General features: G+C 36.1%; 14 protein-coding genes. All 14 read left to right on the forward strand.

Annotated features, from left to right (window positions below; translation table 11 throughout):
* Positions 1-59: 59 nt before the first annotated feature.
* The 14 genes from MKY94_RS05110 (at position 60) to MKY94_RS05175 (ending at position 17,873) form a co-directional block, all read left to right on the forward strand.
* Positions 60-1,175, forward strand: coding sequence for a DegT/DnrJ/EryC1/StrS family aminotransferase (locus tag MKY94_RS05110; RefSeq protein ID WP_340844251.1), 1,116 nt, complete (start codon positions 60-62; stop codon positions 1,173-1,175).
* A 77-nt stretch (positions 1,176-1,252) separates the two neighbouring features.
* Complete coding sequence (locus MKY94_RS05115; protein ID WP_191696530.1) at positions 1,253-1,993, forward strand: hypothetical protein; 741 nt, start codon at positions 1,253-1,255, stop codon at positions 1,991-1,993.
* A 217-nt stretch (positions 1,994-2,210) separates the two neighbouring features.
* Complete coding sequence (locus MKY94_RS05120; RefSeq protein ID WP_144537519.1) at positions 2,211-3,527, forward strand: nucleotide sugar dehydrogenase; 1,317 nt, start codon at positions 2,211-2,213, stop codon at positions 3,525-3,527.
* Positions 3,528-3,541: 14 nt separating this feature from the next.
* Positions 3,542-4,273: an acyltransferase gene (locus tag MKY94_RS05125; RefSeq protein ID WP_342578171.1), complete on the forward strand. Its 732-nt coding sequence runs from the start codon at positions 3,542-3,544 to the stop codon at positions 4,271-4,273.
* Complete coding sequence (locus tag MKY94_RS05130) at positions 4,274-5,689, forward strand: oligosaccharide flippase family protein (RefSeq protein ID WP_151110949.1); 1,416 nt, start codon at positions 4,274-4,276, stop codon at positions 5,687-5,689.
* 13 nt (positions 5,690-5,702) lie between these two features.
* A complete protein-coding gene (locus MKY94_RS05135; protein WP_340844252.1) occupies positions 5,703-7,301 on the forward strand; it encodes an asparagine synthase C-terminal domain-containing protein in 1,599 nt (532 codons plus the stop codon).
* The gene (gene wecB, locus MKY94_RS05140) at positions 7,298-8,365 is read left to right on the forward strand and encodes a UDP-N-acetylglucosamine 2-epimerase (non-hydrolyzing) (protein ID WP_340844253.1); all 1,068 of its coding nucleotides are present in this window, start codon (positions 7,298-7,300) and stop codon (positions 8,363-8,365) included. The genes MKY94_RS05135 and wecB overlap by 4 nt, the downstream gene beginning before the upstream one ends.
* 107 nt (positions 8,366-8,472) lie before the next feature.
* Entirely contained in the window at positions 8,473-9,771 is a 1,299-nt protein-coding gene (locus MKY94_RS05145; RefSeq protein WP_342578172.1) for an oligosaccharide repeat unit polymerase, read from the forward strand.
* Entirely contained in the window at positions 9,768-10,883 is a 1,116-nt protein-coding gene (locus tag MKY94_RS05150) for a glycosyltransferase (RefSeq protein WP_342578173.1), read from the forward strand. Before MKY94_RS05145 ends, MKY94_RS05150 begins: the two co-directional genes overlap by 4 nt.
* Positions 10,880-11,956: a glycosyltransferase gene (locus tag MKY94_RS05155; protein WP_342578174.1), complete on the forward strand. Its 1,077-nt coding sequence runs from the start codon at positions 10,880-10,882 to the stop codon at positions 11,954-11,956. Before MKY94_RS05150 ends, MKY94_RS05155 begins: the two co-directional genes overlap by 4 nt.
* 39 nt (positions 11,957-11,995) lie before the next feature.
* Complete coding sequence (gene galU / locus MKY94_RS05160) at positions 11,996-12,859, forward strand: UTP--glucose-1-phosphate uridylyltransferase GalU (protein WP_144537535.1); 864 nt, start codon at positions 11,996-11,998, stop codon at positions 12,857-12,859.
* Positions 12,860-12,870: 11 nt separating this feature from the next.
* Positions 12,871-14,091: a glycosyltransferase family 4 protein gene (locus MKY94_RS05165; protein WP_144538234.1), complete on the forward strand. Its 1,221-nt coding sequence runs from the start codon at positions 12,871-12,873 to the stop codon at positions 14,089-14,091.
* Between the two features lie 79 nt (positions 14,092-14,170).
* On the forward strand, positions 14,171-15,214 hold the full coding sequence (locus tag MKY94_RS05170) for an LCP family protein (RefSeq protein WP_191696523.1): 1,044 nt from the start codon (positions 14,171-14,173) through the stop codon (positions 15,212-15,214).
* 142 nt (positions 15,215-15,356) lie between these two features.
* Positions 15,357-17,873: an SH3 domain-containing protein gene (locus MKY94_RS05175; RefSeq protein WP_340844256.1), complete on the forward strand. Its 2,517-nt coding sequence runs from the start codon at positions 15,357-15,359 to the stop codon at positions 17,871-17,873.
* Positions 17,874-17,894 lie beyond the last annotated feature (21 nt).

Raw genomic sequence — 17,894 nt, forward strand, 5'->3', positions numbered from 1 at the left:
TATGAGTGGTATACGCTTTTCACATATTAAATAATTCATACAGGGTTGGTGTAAACAAAATGAAAGTACCAATGTTAGATTTATCGGAGCAATATGCATCGCTGAAAACAGAAGTATTAGAAGCATTAGATGGAGTTATGAGCAATTCGGTCTTTATTCTAGGAAGCAATGTAAAAAAACTAGAAGCAGATATTGCTGAGTATAGCCATGTGGCGCATGGAATTGGTTGCGGTAATGGTAGTGATGCAATCCACATTGCACTACAAGCAGCAGGAGTAGGACCTGGAGATGAAGTAATTACAACTCCATTTACTTTTTTTGCTACTGGTGGAGCAATCGTTAGAGCGGGTGCAACACCTGTTTATGCAGATATTGACCCTGTTTCTTTCAATATAGATCCAGCTGAAATAGAAAAGCATATCACAGATAAAACAAAGGCGATTATACCGGTCCATTTATATGGCCAAATGGCTGATATGGTAAGTATTCGTAAAATAGCGGACAAGCATAATTTAATTGTTATTGAGGATGCTGCACAAGCAATCGGAGCTCGACAAGGAGACTTTACTGTTGGAGAGTTAGGAGATGCTGCAACTTACAGTTTCTTCCCAACGAAAAACCTTGGGGCATACGGTGACGGTGGTATGATCGTTACTAATAATGAAGATATCGCTGAAAAGTGTCGTGTAATCCGTGTACACGGTAGTAAGCCAAAATACTATCACAGTGTATTAGGTTATAATAGCCGACTTGATGAGCTTCAAGCTGCTGTATTGAACGTTAAGTTCCCTCATTTAGAAGATTGGAGTAATCTACGCAGAACTCATGCGGATTTTTATACTCAGCTATTGAATGAAAAAGTTGGAAACTATGTTAAAACTCCTGTTAAGGTAGAAGGTTTCCATCATGTATTCCATCAGTACACAATTCTAACTGAGCGTCGAGATGAGCTTCAAGCTTACTTAAAAGAAAATGGTGTGGAAACTATGATTTACTATCCACTTCCATTACATATACAACCGGTATTTGAAAGCTTAGGGTATAAAAATGGGGATTATCCTAAAGCTGAAAAAGCAGCCAATGAGGCTCTTTCTTTACCAATGTTCCCTGAGCTAAAAGAAGAACAGCAAAAATATGTTGTAGAAAAAATTGCTGAATTCTTTTCTGGAAAATAATGATTGAACAAGTAAAGGGAGACGTTTTTGCGTTTCCCTTTAACTACCTATATGAATGTATTTAAAGGAGAAGAGATATGTCAGAAAATAAATCGTATCGTCTATATGACTCTCTAGAGTTTTTCTGGAGGAAAAAGATTTGGTTCATTATTATACCGATCATTGCAGCTTTAATAGGTTACGGAGCATCGTTCCTAGTGCCATCAGACGGAAAGTATGTTGGAAAAAGTACAATCTTTACGGGCTCAGTAAAGCTAGAGGCCTTAACTAATCCAGACCATATTATGACTAAATATGGAGAACATTTTACTGGTAAGACTGAAGTTTTTGTTCCTACAAGAAGTTACATAAAAACGGAGACTTTTGGAGATAATGAAGAACAAGTATCAAAAGAATTAACGCAATTTAATGACCAATTACTCGCAGGTTTAATGGAACAACATGATAAAGTAATTGGTGGAACAGAAACATACGCTTCTGTTCAAGCAGAACGTATCGCTTCTCTTAAAACTGCTATTGAGGAATACAGAGAGATTTTAAACGAATCAGATAATCTAACAGTGATTAATAATTTTACAACATTGTTATCCACAGCAGAAATGGATTTAACTAATGCATTAGCAACAGAGCAAAGAGTACGAAATGACATCATTGCATATGAAAAGCCAAGCCTTGCAGTTGAAACTTATGTTGTAAAAACAAAGACATATGGATTAGAAGCTGCAATAGCAGGATTCATTTTAGGGATTTTATTAGCGATTCTTACTTTATCTATGTGGAAGTATATTATAGATGCTAGAAAGAGCAAAAGAGCATAAATAAAGAACCCAGTCTTATAAGACGTGACAATAGCATCAATTATTAAATAGTGGGTTGATATGTGAATCCTAGAGGTGCTATTGTACGTTATTAAAGTGAATAATATTAAATGATAAATTGCTTAGGATATGATGGTGTGATAATTTACTATTTATATTTTGAGTTATCTTAGATTAGTGAATAATCGAGCAACACCTATAAAAGGAGAGAAAAATAATGTCTACATATTATGAAGAATTATTGGCGAAAATTGAAAATCATACTGCTGTTATTGGGGTAGTAGGTTTAGGTTATGTTGGCTTACCGCTAGCAGTAGAAAAAGCTAAAGCCGGTTATCACGTTATTGGCTTTGATGTACAGGAATCTAAAGTACAACAAGTAAATGAAGGTATTAACTACATTGGCGATGTAGTAGATGTTGATTTGAAGCAAATGGTAGAGTCTGGTCATTTAAAAGCTTCTTCTGATTATGGTTCAATTAGTTCGGTTGATGCTGTAGCTATTTGCGTACCAACGCCTTTAGATATTTATCAACAGCCTGATACTTCTTATGTAGAAAGCTCAGTACATGAAATTGCTAAATACGCTAAAAAGGGAACATTAGTTGTACTTGAATCTACTACATACCCTGGTACAACAGAGGAAATTATTAAAACAGCGCTTGAAGAAAAAGGGTTTGTAGTTGGAGAAGACATCTTTATTGCTTATTCGCCTGAACGTATCGATCCAGGTAATAAAAGCTTTAATACTAAAAATACTCCAAAAGTAGTTGGCGGTATAACTGATAACTGTACAACAGTAGCAGCCGCTTTATACAGCAATGTACTAGACGGAGACGTGCATAAAGTTTCTAGTCCGGCTATTGCTGAAATGGAGAAAATTTTTGAAAATACATTCCGTCATATCAATATTGCACTTGCTAATGAAATGGCAATTCTTTGCGAAAAAATGGGTATCGATGTATGGGAAGTAATTGATGCAGCTAAAACGAAACCATACGGCTTCATGGCATTTTACCCAGGGCCAGGTCTAGGCGGTCACTGTATTCCAATCGATCCATTCTACTTAACTTGGAAAGCAAGAGAGTATAACTATCACACAAGACTAATCGAGCTTGCTGGTGAAATTAACAACTCAATGCCGGAATATGTAATTACTCGTGCAATGCAAATTTTAAATGATGATGGTAAAGCTTTACGTAATGCTAAGGTTCTTTTATTGGGCGTAGCTTATAAAAAAGATATCGATGATATGCGTGAATCTCCATCCCTAAAATTAGTTGAGTTATTAATGCAACAAGGTGCAGAATTTAAAACGGTCGATCCGCATGTAACTTCATACAGAGTAGCAGGACAAGTAATTGAAACAGTTGAGTTAACTGACGAATTATTGGAGTCAGCAGATATCGTTGTGTTAGCTACGGATCATACTGGTTTTGACTATGCGAACATTGCTCAAAAATCTAAAGTTATTTTTGACACTCGTAACGCGTTTAAAGGAATCGAAACACCAAATCGTTACATTAAACTTTAAGGGCGGGATTATAAATGAATTTTATACATGAAACTGCTGAAATAGGCGAAAATACGACAGTTGGACATTTTTCTGTAATAGAAGAAGGAGCAAAAATTGGCGATAATGTTCGCGTAGGCAATCGTGTTACAATTCACGCTGGTACCATCATTGGAGATGGTACCACCATCGATGATGGTGCAGTAGTTGGTAAACAGCCAAAGCCTGCTAAAACAAGCACAATGCAAATTACTAAAGAGATACCGCCGCTTGAGCTAGGTAAGGAATGTACAATTGGTGCAAATACAATTGCCTATAGAGGGGCTAAAGTTGGTGAAAGTACATTAATCGCTGATTTAGCAACTGTACGTGAAGATGTGGAAATTGGTTCTTATGTAATCATTGGTCGCAATGTAACAGTTGAAAATTTTGTTACTATCGGAGATCGTACAAAAATTCAATCTAACTCATACATTACTGCACATTCTACTTTAGAGGATCATGTATTCATTGCTCCTTGTGTAACTACTACTAATGATAACTTCATGGGTAGAACAGAAGCACGATTTGACAAGATTAAAGGTGCAATTGTTAAGCGTGGTGCTCGTGTGGGCGGAGCATCTATTATTCTACCTGGTATAACAATAGCTGAAGAAACATTCGTAGCGGCTGGAGCAATTGTGACAAAGGATACGGAAGAAAAAACTGTAATTAAGGGATTCCCAGCAAAATTCTTGAAAAATGTACCTGAGGAGGAGCTTCTCTAAGTGTTCTCTCAGTTAAAACGTTTAGGAGCGGATTCGCTCCTTTATGCATTTATGAACGTAGGAACTAAACTAATCGCTTTTATATTGTTTCCTTTGTATGCACATTATCTTGAAAAAGAATCCCTAATTGGTGTGCTTCAAATGGTAGATACTACCGTATCTATGCTTACCTTCCTGGTGATATTTGGAACCGATTCTGCTCTTGCCTATTATTATTTTGAATATAAAGATAAAGAAACCCGTGAGAAGTACGTTCGCTCAGTTATGACTTTCCGTTTATCTATGGTTATCTTACTTTTTGCCATATTTTTAATCGGTGGAGATTGGCTGGCTGCTATAATATTAGAATCGGCAGGCTACTCACAACTATTCTATATTGCTTTAGGTACGTTGTGTTTAGATACAATCATTACACTTGTCCTAACCATTCTAAGATACGAGTTTCATACTAAAAGAGTGGTATTTACAACTATAGGTAAAATGTTATTAATCGCAGTTGTTTCGATACTTTTCTTAATGTTTGTATGGACTTCTCTAGAAGGAATACTTGTAGCTCGTTTAATCAGTGTCGCAATTATTGTAGTAGTCTTAATAAAGCCTACTAGAGTATATTTAAAACCACTGTTCGATAAAGTAATTTTAAAGAAAATCTTAGTTTACGCAGCTCCTTTAGTGCCAGCGTCTTTAGCATTTTGGATAATTGCCAATGCCAATAATTTCTTTATACGCGCATATGGTACGTTAGATGATGTTGGTATATATGGGACAGCTATTAAGTTTGCAACATTTATCACATTATTGACTAGTGGGATCCAGCTAGCCTGGAGACCATTCTCTATGTCTTTAAAGGATAAAAAAGATAGCCCTCAATTATTTGCAACATTATATGCGGCATTTTTAATAATTGGCAGCTTTGGAGTTTTAGCTTTAGCGACCTTCATGCCACTGATTATTTTGGTTATGCCGGAGAATTTTAGAATTGCATTTCAATATGTGGCACCAATATCGATTGCAACATTTTTAAGTTTTTACTATATGATTGTTTCTACAGGGATATTTTACTCTAAACAGACAAAACATATTTCTATAGCATTTGGTATTGCAGCAGTTGTTTCGGTTGTATTGAACTTTATATTCGTGCCGTACCTTACTATTTGGGGAACTGTTATTTCTTATGTAGCAGCATATTGTTTAGCCTTGTTTATGGTATTTCGTAAAAGTCAGAAACTATATTATGTTCCTTTTTCGGGATTTAAAATGGCTTGGACAATATTATGGCTAATAGCTGCAACACTTGGAATTGTATATATTCAATTAAATGATTTAAATAGCTGGTTAATCCTAGGAGTATGGATAGTATTTATCATCCTGGTTTTACTAGTTCGCATGGATAAATATTTTGTAAAAAGAAAGTAATGGGGGATAAGGCATGTCGAAAAAATGTATAACTAACCTTAGGCATAAAGATTTTTATCCTATAAAAGGCGCTGGGTATGAAGGTTTTTTGAGAGGATACTTCTACTATGAAAATCAATATGTCACCCATGAAAACTTCGCTAGCATTATTAATGAAGAAATATTAGCTTCCAAGGACTTTGCTAAGTGGAATGGAGAATATGCACTTATCTTTACTAATGATGAGTGCACAACTCTTGTTACGGATATGAAACGTTCTATTCCGCTGTTCTATTCAATGGATGACTCAGGAAACTGGCTAGTACAAGACTTCATACAGCCTCACGAAGGAATGAAGATGAATTCGGAGGCAGAGGAAGAATTCCTCATTACGGGCTTTGTTTTTAGAGACAAGACCTTATTTGAGGAATGGAAGCAAGTTCCTGCAGTGTCTTATCTTATTTTAAAAGAAGAAGCATTCCAACACTATTATTATTCATATGTATTACCAAAAGAGACAGAGCCAATTGATGTATTCGCAAAAGAGCTTAAGCAAGTTTTCAATGACTTGTTTGATGATTTAGCAGATAGATTAAAGGATCGTCAAATTGTCATTCCGCTAAGTGGTGGGTATGACTCACGGTTAATAGCATTAAACTTAGTGGAACGTGGTTTAAAGGATAATATTACTGCCTTTACATACGGTAGGCCAGGAAATGGAGAATCCACTGTAAGTAAGCAGATTGCCGACAAACTTGGTTTAAAGTGGAAGTATTTTGCCTACGACAAAAAGATGTGGGAAGATATGTACAAGTCTGAGGAATGGAAGGACTATGTAGTGTATTCTAGCAATGGTGTTTCAGTAGCACACTTGCAAGACTTTCCAAGTACCAAGCTACTTGTGGAGCAAGAAGGCTTACAGGATGCTGTATTTTTACCAGGTCATTCATTAGATTATCTAGCTGGCGGTCATTTACCCTATGAATCCATTGTAGATAAGCAATTTGAAAAGAATGAAATTCAAACCTTTATCATGAACAAACATTTCCGTTTGTGGGAGCTTTCTGGGAAAGATAGTTACGCAGAAACGGTTATTGGAAAAGGGTTGTATCAAGATATTGAAGAACATTCGAATTATACCAATGAACGAGTTACTTCATTAATAGACGAATGGAACTGGCGTGAAAGACAAGCAAAATTTATCATTAATTCTGTTCGGGTATATGAGTATTTTGGACAAGGATGGTCCATTCCATTATGGGATGACCGTTTGATCCACTTCTTTAGTAAAATACCAGCGAATTTAAAGTATAAAAAGTATTTATATGATTATACATTGCATCAAATGTATCCAGAATATTATCCATTGCCACAAAAACCGGGACCTGAAAATTCTCTTAAAAATAAATATGGAATTCTCTACCCTATGTTGCGCAAAATATATAGAAAGAAAAATCTATATCGCAAATATTTTGATGAGCCGATGGAATGGTATGGGATCTATCCAACCTACAAGCAATATGTTCAGTCTCTGACATTTAAACGAAATGGGCAGAAGTATGAGCATCCGTATAATATAAATTCGTTTATCGTAAAAGATATGATTCAAATGATGAAGGAGATTACAAAATGAAAGTTCTAACGATATTAGGAGCAAGACCTCAGTTTATTAAAGCCGCCGCTGTTTCACGCGTTATTCGTGAAGAGGTAACGGAGCTTATTGTACATACTGGACAACATTATGATGCCAATATGTCTGATATTTTCTTCGAGGAGTTAAATATTCCAAAGCCAGATTATCACTTAGGAATTGGTTCTGGGAATCACGGCAAACAAACCGGTGAAATGTTAGCAAAAATTGAGGAAATTATTTTAAAGGAAAACCCAGATTTCTTGCTAGTATATGGAGACACTAATTCAACTTTAGCTGGAGCGCTTGCCGCTGCTAAATTGCATATTCCAATTGTGCATATCGAAGCAGGTTTACGCAGCTTTAACATGAGAATGCCAGAAGAGGTTAACCGTATTTTAACGGATCATGTATCGACTTTGTTACTATGTCCGACAGACACTGCTATCCATAATTTAACTAACGAAAATATTACTGCTGGTGTTTATAATATTGGTGACGTTATGTATGATGCAGTGCTGTACAATAAAACATTGGCACAGTCTTCTTCTACTATTTTAAAAAATGAAGAGCTTACTCCTAAAGACTATTTATTAATAACGATACATCGTGCTGAAAATACGGATGATGTAGAGCGTATGAAAGCCATTTTAGATGCGTTTACTCAAATACCTGAGAAAAAGGTTTGGCCAATACATCCACGCACTAAGAAAAAGCTGGAGGATTATGGATTCCAATTAAACGAAATTCCTAATTTAAAAGTAATTGACCCAGTTGGATACCTAGATATGCTTTCTTTAGAAACAAATGCAAAGAAAATCGTAACTGACTCCGGTGGCGTTCAGAAGGAAGCCTATTTTGCAGAGGTTCCTTGTGTGACAGTTCGTGATCAAACAGAGTGGGTAGAGACATTAATTGAAGATGCCAACATTTTAACTGGAACTGATACAAAAAAAATCGTTGAAGCGGTTAAAAAAGAAGTAACTCCTTCTTATACTCCTGTTTTTGGTGATGGAAAAACATCGGAAAAAGTGTTAGCTTTACTAAAGGAATATTCAAGTAAATAAAGTAGGTGTGAGCATTGTTAATATTTAGCATATGGCTCTTTACTGTGGTGGCTTCCACATACCTTTTCAAAAAGGTTTCTGGAAGCCTTTCTCTTGTAAAGCCAAACATGATTTCTATCGTTTATTATTATTCTTTCCTTATCTCCAGTTATATTGGCGGATTATTAATAGCTTTAGGAATAGATGATTACTATATGATCAAAAGAATGGACCATGAGGAATATCGAATCATAGGTTTTATTTTATTGACCCTATTAATGATTTTATTCCCACTAACTCAGTTAGTTGTAGGTAGAATTTTAGGCTTTAATGCGGAACTAGAATTCAACAAGTATCTACAAGAACCCGTTCGTACAAGTGTAGATAAAAATAAGCGTATTTTTAGATTGGCATTTGGGGCTTTATCCGCTATTTCTGTTTTAGCAGTCGCTTATACCTTATTGAAGACGGCGAACGTTCCGTTGTTAGAACTATTAAAGGGGAACACATCAGAGCTTGCAAAGCTTCGGATTGATGCTAGCAGAGGCTTTAGTGGAATTGATGTATATATCCGAAACATCTTTGGAATTGCATTAACACCAGTACTCTCTATTGTTGCATTTGTATATATGACTAAGTCGAGAGCTCTATACTGGAAAGTAGTTTTTTTCACATTGTTTATATCTAGTATATTGATTTCTACTTATGATTTAGCGAAATCTCCAATATTCTTCTATCTAATCATGTTATTGTTGGCGGGTGTATATACTCAAAAGCTCAAGCTAAATTGGAAGAGAATAAGCGGTTATATTATAGCAGGTAGCGCATTATTGATTGTTATGTATGTAGCTATACAAGGGGTAACTGAGCTAGAAAGCTTTTTGGCTTATAATTCCGGACCAATTGGACGAATATTATTAGCACAAATTTCTCCTTTCTTTTTACATCTGGATACTTTCTCTCATTCCTTGAGCCCATTAGAGGCGAAGGGATTACCATCTTTTATCGCTGGTATTTTTGATATTGAGCAAGTGCGTTCGGCACGAATGGTAATGGAAAATGTATTTCCGGAAAATATAGATAAAGGGACGGGTGGAGTACTTAACACTATTTTCCTTGGTGAAGCCTTTGCATCATATGGTTATCTTGGGGTTATTGTAGCTATCATTTATATCGCTGCTGTCATTCAAGCGTTATATATTATCTTTTTACGTTTACCGAAAACACCAGTTGTCATTGCATTATTTGTTTACTTTACGATTAATATTCCTAGAACGCTTGTAGGGGGAGTTGCAGACTTTTTCTTTAATCCTATTTGGATTATTATGACCGTTGTATTAGGAGGTTTGTTTATTCTGGAGCAGTATTTCCATGTTATTTGGAAATTCCTATTAAGCAAAGTACGAAAAAAAGGAGTAACACAATGAAGAATATTTTAATTTACTATCCTTTTACTCTTGCTACTAATCCTAAAAGTGGTTCTGCAATTCGTCCCATTGAAATGATTAAAGCATTTGAAAATTACGCTCAGAAAAATAACGTAGAAGTAATTGTCATCTCCGGCACAAGTACCGAAAGAAGACAGCTTTGGAACAAGATGATATCCGAGAAAAAACAAGAGCAAACATTGTTTTGCTACTCTGAAAATCAGACGATTCCCTTATGGCTTACAGATCCTGGACATATTCCGAAGGATTGGATTATCGATCATGATGTGTTTAAGACATTGAAGAGACTTCATGTACCTATTGGTGTTTTTTATAGAGATGTATATTGGAAGTTTGACGAGCTTTATAAGTTAAAGGGTATGAAAAAGACTGTTATGAAAACCATTTATAAGATGGAAGAAAAGTTTTATAAAAAGTATGTGCACACTTTATTTTTGCCTAGTGACGCTATGGGTAAATTTGTTAATATTGATACAGCTAAAATGGCACTTCCCCCGGGAGGACGCTTCACTGATATAACTACTAATGATCAAAATATTCAATCACCATTTAAGGGTATCTATGTGGGTGGTATAAACAGTGAGGATTATGGTTTGCCAACTTTAGTAGAAGCGTATGCAATATTAAATGAAACGCAGACTAATGGTGAATTGGTAATTGTCTGTCGAGAAGAAGAATACACGCAGCTAAGCAAAGAGGAAAAAGAAAAGCTAAACAAAGCATATATTGAGTTAAAGCATGTGAGTGGAACAGAGCTTCAAGCATTGTATGAGCAGGTTGATTTTGCTTTTATCCCACGTAAAAGATCTACATATAATGATTTTGCTGTCCCAATCAAATTAGTAGAGTATTTAACTGCAGGCTTGCCAATTGTAGCTACAAATTGCTCCGCTCAGGAGGATTTTATCCAATCGGGTCCCTACGGTGTTATCACAGAGGACAGCGCAGAGGGATTAGTAGAAGGTATGCAGGCTATACAACCAGACTATTTGCAGTTTAAGAAAAATATTCAACAAAGCTTTTTACAGCAGCATGCATGGAATACACGTGCTGAACAAGCTGCACAAGCACTTCTAGGAGGTAAAAAATGAAAATAGCAGTATTAGCTCCAAGTAAGTCAATTCATACTCATAAGTGGGCTTTATTTTATCAGTCTAAAGGTATTGATGTGAAAGTTTATACATTTAAGGATCACTATTCAGAGAACAATGCAAAACAGGTGCCAACAGAAATATTGCCAAAGGTTTTACCAGGTAAGGCTTCTTATATTGCCGCAGCACCTGCTTTAAAGAATCTTCTTAAGGAATGGAATCCAGATATTCTGCACTCTCATTTCATCTCAAGTTATGGTTTATTAGGAGCAATAGTCGATTATAAAGTACATTTTGTTTCTGTATGGGGTAAAGATATATTTGATTTTCCTAAGAAAAATAAGTTAAATGAAAAGCTAGTAAGATTTACTTTAAGTAAGGCAACTGCCATATGTTCTACAAGCCATATTATGGCAAAAGAAACTAATCTTTATACAGATCGTCCGGTTTATGTTACACCGTTTGGAGTTGATTTAGGGATATTCCACCCTGCTCAAGAGGATACTGAGTTTACAGATAAAATTATTGTTGGAACGGTGAAAGCATTAGAGGACAAGTATGGGATTGCAGACTTAGTAAAGGGCTTTGCCTTATTTAATAAAGAATATCCTAACTCAGAATTGCTTATCACTGGTGATGGTCCTCAAAGAAAAGAATATGAACAACTCGCAACTGATTTAGGAATTTCTGATGTGACGACTTTCACGGGGAAGGTTCCTAACACAGAAGTTCCGAATATAATTCGCAAGATGTCCATCTTTGCTGTACCTTCTACAGAAGACAGTGAAAGCTTTGGAGTTGCAGCAGTTGAAGCAATGGCATGTGGCGTTCCCGTCGTCGTTTCTAATGTTGGTGGGTTACCAGAGGTTGTAGTTAAGGATGTTACTGGCATTGTCACAGACAAGGAAAGTCCAGACCAGCTCGCAGCAGCTTTTAAAAAGCTAGCTAGAAATAGTGAGATGAGAATGAAAATGGGTGAAGCTGGAGTCGCTCATGTTAAGAATCATTACAGCTGGATAGATAACGCAAATTATATGTTGACATTGTATGAAAAATATAATTTAGAGCGATAAAGGTTACTTCATACGCTCTCAAGAAGAAAAGGTGATTATATGATTAAGAAAGCAGTTATCCCTGCAGCAGGCTTTGGAACAAGATTTCTTCCTGCAACAAAAGCATTGCCTAAGGAAATGCTTCCAATAGTTGATAAGCCCAACCTTCAATATATCATCGAGGAAGCAATTGCTTCAGGAATTGAAGATATTATCATCGTCACTGGACGAAACAAAAAATCAATGGAAGATCATTTTGACAAATCCATTGAATTAGAGCTTTTACTAAAAAATACAGGAAAACTAGAGCTGTTAGAGCAGGTAGAAAATATCTCTAATCTAGTTGATATCCATTATATGAGACAGAAAGAACCGCTTGGACTTGGGCATGCTATATTATGTACGAAAAAATTCATCGGTAACGAGCCCTTTGCAGTGTTACTTCCGGATGACATTATAGATGCTGAGGTTCCAGCATTGCAGCAAATGATTTCAAAGTATGAGGAAGTACATAGCAGTATCTTAGGAGTAAATGAAGTACCTACAGAGGATGTACATAAATATGGAATCGTGGATTACAGTGCTGCTGAAAATGGTTTGTTTTCGGTAAAGCGATTAGTGGAAAAGCCGTCTGCTCAGGAGGCACCATCTAACCAAGCTATTGTTGGGCGATATATTTTAACCCCTGGAATTTTTGAGGAATTAGAAAAAGTAGCACCGGACGCTAAGGGAGAAATCCAGTTAACGGATGCTATTGATTCTTTGGTTAAGAAAGAATCAATTTACTCCTATATGTTTGAAGGAAAACGCTATGACGTTGGGGACAAGTTTGGATTTTTACAAGCAACATTTGACTTTGCATTAAAGCGTGACGATTTAAGAGAACCGTTACTTGCTTATTTGAAGAATAAATTGAAAGATTAACGGTGATAGCTATGCGTATTGTATATTTATGTCAACATTTCCCACCTGAAACTGGTGCACCCCAAATCCGTGTTTATGAGGTAAGTAAAGAATTACTTGCTCAAGGACATGATATTCAAGTCGTGACTGCATTCCCACATCATCCTCATGGGATTATACCGGATGAGTACAAGGGAAAAAAATATGAATTTGAAATGTGGGATGACATTCCCGTTCATCGCACATGGATCTATCCTTCTAAAAAGGGTACCTTTTGGAAGCGTTTAGTCTCCTACTTCTCATTCACCTTTAGTTCCTTCTATGGATTGATGAAAACAGGGAAGGTAGATGTGATTATCGTCAATTCTCCGCCGATCTTTTTAGGTTTGACAGGTCTAATTGGCGCTAAACTTAAAGGAGCAAAATTTGTTTTTAATGTAGCTGATGTATGGCCTGAATCTGCAGTAAAGCTAGGACTTGTGAAAAACAAAATGTTCATCAAGCTTGCTGAGATATTAGAGTCGTTTCTATATAAGCATTCATGGAAAATTGCAACTGCCACAGATGGCATTAAATCATATATTATTAACCATTCCCAGCCGGAGGAAAAAGTATTTGTATTGCCGAATGGTGTAAATACAAATTTCTTTTATCCACAGGAAAAAAATGTAGAATTCTTAGAAAAATACAATCTCCATGAAAAATTTGTTTTTTCATATGGAGGGAATCTAGGCTATGCGCAAGGCTTAGAGTACATTCTATATGCTGCTAAACAGATGCAAGAAACAGTTCCTCATGCACATTTCCTAATTGCAGGAGCGGGTCCTGAAGAAGAAAAGCTACATAAGCTCAAAGAAGAGCTTGGCTTGCAAAATACAACATTTTTAGGGCATCTACCTTTAAAAGAAATGCCTAAACTATTTTCAGTGAGTGATGTAAGTATTGTTCCGCTTCGTGATATACAATTATTTGAGGGAGCTCGACCTTCTAAAATTTTTCCGGCTGCTTCATCAGCAGTTCCTGTGCTTTACTGTGGAAAAGGAGAAAGCGCGAATATCATTACTCAAAATAACATAGGTTTAGTAGCACAACCTGAAAATGTTGACTCAATTTCTGAAAAAATGTTTGAATTTGTGGAAATGCAGGTAAATGATAGAAATGCCATGAAAGAAAATGGAAGACAGCTAGCAATGGGAGAATTTAGTTGGACTACCATCGTAAAAGAATTACTACAAAATATTACACAAAAGTAATTTTCTTTGCAATATACACCATCCTTTAAATTATGTATAATAAATTAGATAAAATTTAAAAGTAAAGTAGGGAACTAATATGACTACTTCACGTCAAAAGAACAGGAAAACGAAGACGAGAAGAAAAATTTTATATACAATACTTATCGTTGCGATGGTGTTATTGTCTGGAGTTATCGTCTTTGCAACTAATTTGTCGTTTCAAACCAAAAATGCTGTAAATAAAATTTATGAGCCACTAGAGCGTGAAGAAAAAACAGAGAACGAGGCAATAGACAAATATGACAAAGCTAAGGCGGAGGATTCTGCTTTTACCATTTTATTAGCCGGTATTGAAAATCAAGAAAAAGCAAAATATGGTCGTTCCGATGTTCTTATTGTCGCAACAGTAAATCCAAAGACAAATAAAGTATCTATGGTTAGCATCCCGCGTGATACTAGAGTTTATATTCCTGATTTAGGATATAACGATAAGATTAATCACTCGTATGCAAACGGTGGTATAAATTATACTATTAATACGATAGAAGAATTATTAGATATTCCAATAGATTACTATGTTTCAACAGACTTTCAAGGCTTCGAGGACATCGTAGATACTGTTGGTGGAATTGAAGTAGATGTGCCATTTACGTTTAAAGCGCAGCTAACAGGTAGTTTAAAATGGAAGACGTATACACAAGGTACAATGGATCTTAACGGTAACGAAGCTCTTGCTTATGTTCGTATGAGAAAGAGTGATCCAGAGGGCGATTTAGGACGCAATAAACGACAAAAGCAAATTATTCAAGAAATAATTGATAAAGGCACGAGCTTATCAAACATAACTAAAATAGATAACATGATTGAGGATATTGGTAATAATGTCAAAACGAACATACCATCATCTGAATATTTTGGTTTGATCAAAACATATCAAAAGTTAAAATCTACTCCATTTGAACAACTTCAATTAGAGGGTTACGATGACACACGTAATGGAGTATACTATTTCATTCCTGATGAAGAAGCTTTAGATGAAATCAGTGAGCAATTGAAACTTAACTTAGATGATTTTGGACAAAATGCTAAAACAGAATTGAATCAATCAACTAAAATTACAGATTTAACAATAGGCGAGTAAAAGGAACAGTCATTTGGACTGTTCCTTTTACTCTTTTTGCTATTTTAACCGATAATTAAACACCTATTAATCCATTTGTTGGATTGTTTTATGGTAATATGTGCATTAAAATGTAGAAAACACACGTTTCAAGGAGGAACAAATGAAAAAAGTAATCGCATCATCTGTTTTAGCAACTTCTGTCCTTTTGCCCATTAATCTTCTAACGAGTGATACACTTCACACGAGTGCTGCTACCAATTCAGCAATAACTTCTGCTCAATTATCTGGTAAGGCAATGATTACAGCAAACAATGTCAATATTAGAAAAGGAGCTACGACTAGCTATAGCAGTGTTGGAAAGGTCCAAAATGGACAGCTAGTTACTATAATTGACCGCTTTACAAACGCTAGCGGTGAATTATGGTATAAAGTTAACTTTGATTCAACTACTGGCTGGGTGATTAGTAATTATGTAAAAGAGGTTTCCAATGCTGTAGGAGGAAACTCGACTATTAATGGCAACTCTTATGTCGGTTCCACACAGAAAATAGGAAAGTCTGCAACAAATATGAGAAGTGGCGCAACTACTTCTTATAAGTTATTAGAGACAATTCCTGCTGGAACTTCACTAAAAATATTAAGCAGCTTTACTAATGCTCAAAATGAAGTCTGGTTTAATGTAGAGTATAAAGGCAAAAAAGGCTGGGTGCTTTCCGAGCTATTTCTTTTAAATGCTACGAATGGAGATACAGCGACTTCTATGAAGGTAGTGAAGCAATCTACTGTACATAAAGGAGCAACCACAAGTTATGCAGCAGTAGCTACAGTGAAGGCTGGAACAACTTTGACTGTTCACCAAGAGTTTACGAATGCAGCTAAAGAAAAATGGATGCAGGTAACCTATGCAACAGGTAAAAAAGGCTGGATTCAAGCTACAGCTTTTGAACAAGCTACTATTGATTCGAAGACAGTAGTAAAAGCATCTACTGTACATTCAGGAGCTACAAAAAGCTATAAGGTCGTAGCTACGATTAAAGTAGGAACAAAATTAACTATCCATCAGGAATTTACAAATGCTTCAAAAGAGAAGTGGTATCAAGTGACCTATGCTACTGGCAAGAAAGGATGGATATCTGGAGAAGCATTTGATAGTGTATCTACTTCACCAGAAACACCACCAACTGAAACACCTGATATTGGACAAGCTATTGAACAGAATACAAATCTAGTAGTCTCCGTTTCAGTCGCTAATATGCGTTCAGGCCCTGGAACATCCTACGATGTTGTAACTCAATCACGATTAAACGATTCCTTTATCTCTACCCATTATGCATTAGATGCAAACAATGAAAAATGGTATAAAGTAGGTACAACAAGCGGAGAAGCATGGCTACATCAATCGGTAGTAACCGTTGGTGGCGATGTCACTCCAGGCAATGGAGAAACTGGCACTATTCAACGATATAATGCTTTAGTTTATGCTGATAGTAAGTTTAACTCAGCAGTATTACAGGGGTTACCGAGAAATACAACCTTCACTATTTTAAATAAAGTAACCGGTACAGACGGGACGAAGTGGTTAAACATTAAAGCAGGCTCTGTTGTAGGTTGGGTTCCAGATTTTGAGGTAAGTGAAAGTATACCGACTAAGTATGCTACAAAGGCGTCCACTGTTTACAGCAGTGCAAGTGCTACCTCTAAAAAGATAGAATCTATTTCTGCTAGCTCGCCACTAAGAGTTTTACGTTCATTAAACAGCTGGTTAAACGTTGAAACGCAAAGTGGAAAACGCGGATGGATTCAAGCATCTCTAGTAGGCGATGCGTCTCCAATCTCACTTATCAATGGAAGAGCAGAAGTACGCAATGGGCAAAATTATTTAGTTTGGACGAAGCCTACAAAGTTTAATATTACTTACACAATGCCTTCAGCAAATGTCTTAAAAGTTAATGGTAATCTATCGAACATTAGCGAGATTGCTTCAGGATTAACGGGAGTAAAAAGCATGAAGGTTGAGAAAGTATCCGGTGGAACATCAGTATTGACTGTAACATTTGATCCAAATTATACGTACACAATAAGAGATTACGATAAAGAGTTAACGATTAAAGTTGTGCCTAAAGGATTGGCAGGTAAGAAAATAATTATTGATGCTGGACATGGTGCTAAGGATCCTGGCGCAGTTGGATCTAAAGGTACTAAGGAAAAGGATGTAAACCTTGGAACAGCTAAGTTTCTAAAGGCCGAGCTTGAAGCAGCAGGTGCTATTGTAACCTTAACGCGAAGCACAGATGTATTTTTAGAGCTAAAGGACAGAACAGATATTGCTAATGCTTCTGATTATGATGCATTTATCAGTATCCATGCTGATTCATTCTCTTCTACATCTAAAGGGACTACTACCTACTACAATTCGTCTGTAAGCTTTAATGGTCCTAAGAGCTTTACCCTTGCAAAGAGTGTCCAAGCGAACCTTGTCAAAGCGGTTGGAACATACAATCGTGGCGTGAAACAGCAATCATTCTATGTAAACCGTATGAATGAAATTCCATCAGTATTAGTAGAGTTGGCATTCATTTCAAATCCTTCTGAAGAGGCATTATTAGCTTCAGATGCCTTCCGTAAAAAAGCAGCAGTTGGAATTCGTAAAGGAATGGAAGAGTTCTTCAAACAGTAAAAATTTAAGTTTAAGAAAAAG

The organism is Psychrobacillus sp. FSL K6-2843 (assembly GCF_038626375.1).
Taxonomy (GTDB): domain Bacteria; phylum Bacillota; class Bacilli; order Bacillales_A; family Planococcaceae; genus Psychrobacillus; species Psychrobacillus faecigallinarum.

What these genes read in the sequence shown, in the direction of transcription:
- MKY94_RS05165 (WP_144538234.1), top strand. Translation starts at nt 12,871, where the DNA reads ATGCGTATTGTATATTTATGTCAACATTTCCCACCTGAAACTGGTGCA.
- MKY94_RS05170 (WP_191696523.1), top strand. Translation starts at nt 14,171, where the DNA reads ATGACTACTTCACGTCAAAAGAACAGGAAAACGAAGACGAGAAGAAAA.
- MKY94_RS05120 (WP_144537519.1), top strand. Translation starts at nt 2,211, where the DNA reads ATGTCTACATATTATGAAGAATTATTGGCGAAAATTGAAAATCATACT.
- wecB (WP_340844253.1), top strand. Translation starts at nt 7,298, where the DNA reads ATGAAAGTTCTAACGATATTAGGAGCAAGACCTCAGTTTATTAAAGCC.
- MKY94_RS05150 (WP_342578173.1), top strand. Translation starts at nt 9,768, where the DNA reads ATGAAGAATATTTTAATTTACTATCCTTTTACTCTTGCTACTAATCCT.
- MKY94_RS05155 (WP_342578174.1), top strand. Translation starts at nt 10,880, where the DNA reads ATGAAAATAGCAGTATTAGCTCCAAGTAAGTCAATTCATACTCATAAG.
- MKY94_RS05125 (WP_342578171.1), top strand. Translation starts at nt 3,542, where the DNA reads ATGAATTTTATACATGAAACTGCTGAAATAGGCGAAAATACGACAGTT.
- MKY94_RS05115 (WP_191696530.1), top strand. Translation starts at nt 1,253, where the DNA reads ATGTCAGAAAATAAATCGTATCGTCTATATGACTCTCTAGAGTTTTTC.
- galU (WP_144537535.1), top strand. Translation starts at nt 11,996, where the DNA reads ATGATTAAGAAAGCAGTTATCCCTGCAGCAGGCTTTGGAACAAGATTT.
- MKY94_RS05145 (WP_342578172.1), top strand. Translation starts at nt 8,473, where the DNA reads ATGATTTCTATCGTTTATTATTATTCTTTCCTTATCTCCAGTTATATT.
- MKY94_RS05110 (WP_340844251.1), top strand. Translation starts at nt 60, where the DNA reads ATGAAAGTACCAATGTTAGATTTATCGGAGCAATATGCATCGCTGAAA.
- MKY94_RS05175 (WP_340844256.1), top strand. Translation starts at nt 15,357, where the DNA reads ATGAAAAAAGTAATCGCATCATCTGTTTTAGCAACTTCTGTCCTTTTG.
- MKY94_RS05135 (WP_340844252.1), top strand. Translation starts at nt 5,703, where the DNA reads ATGTCGAAAAAATGTATAACTAACCTTAGGCATAAAGATTTTTATCCT.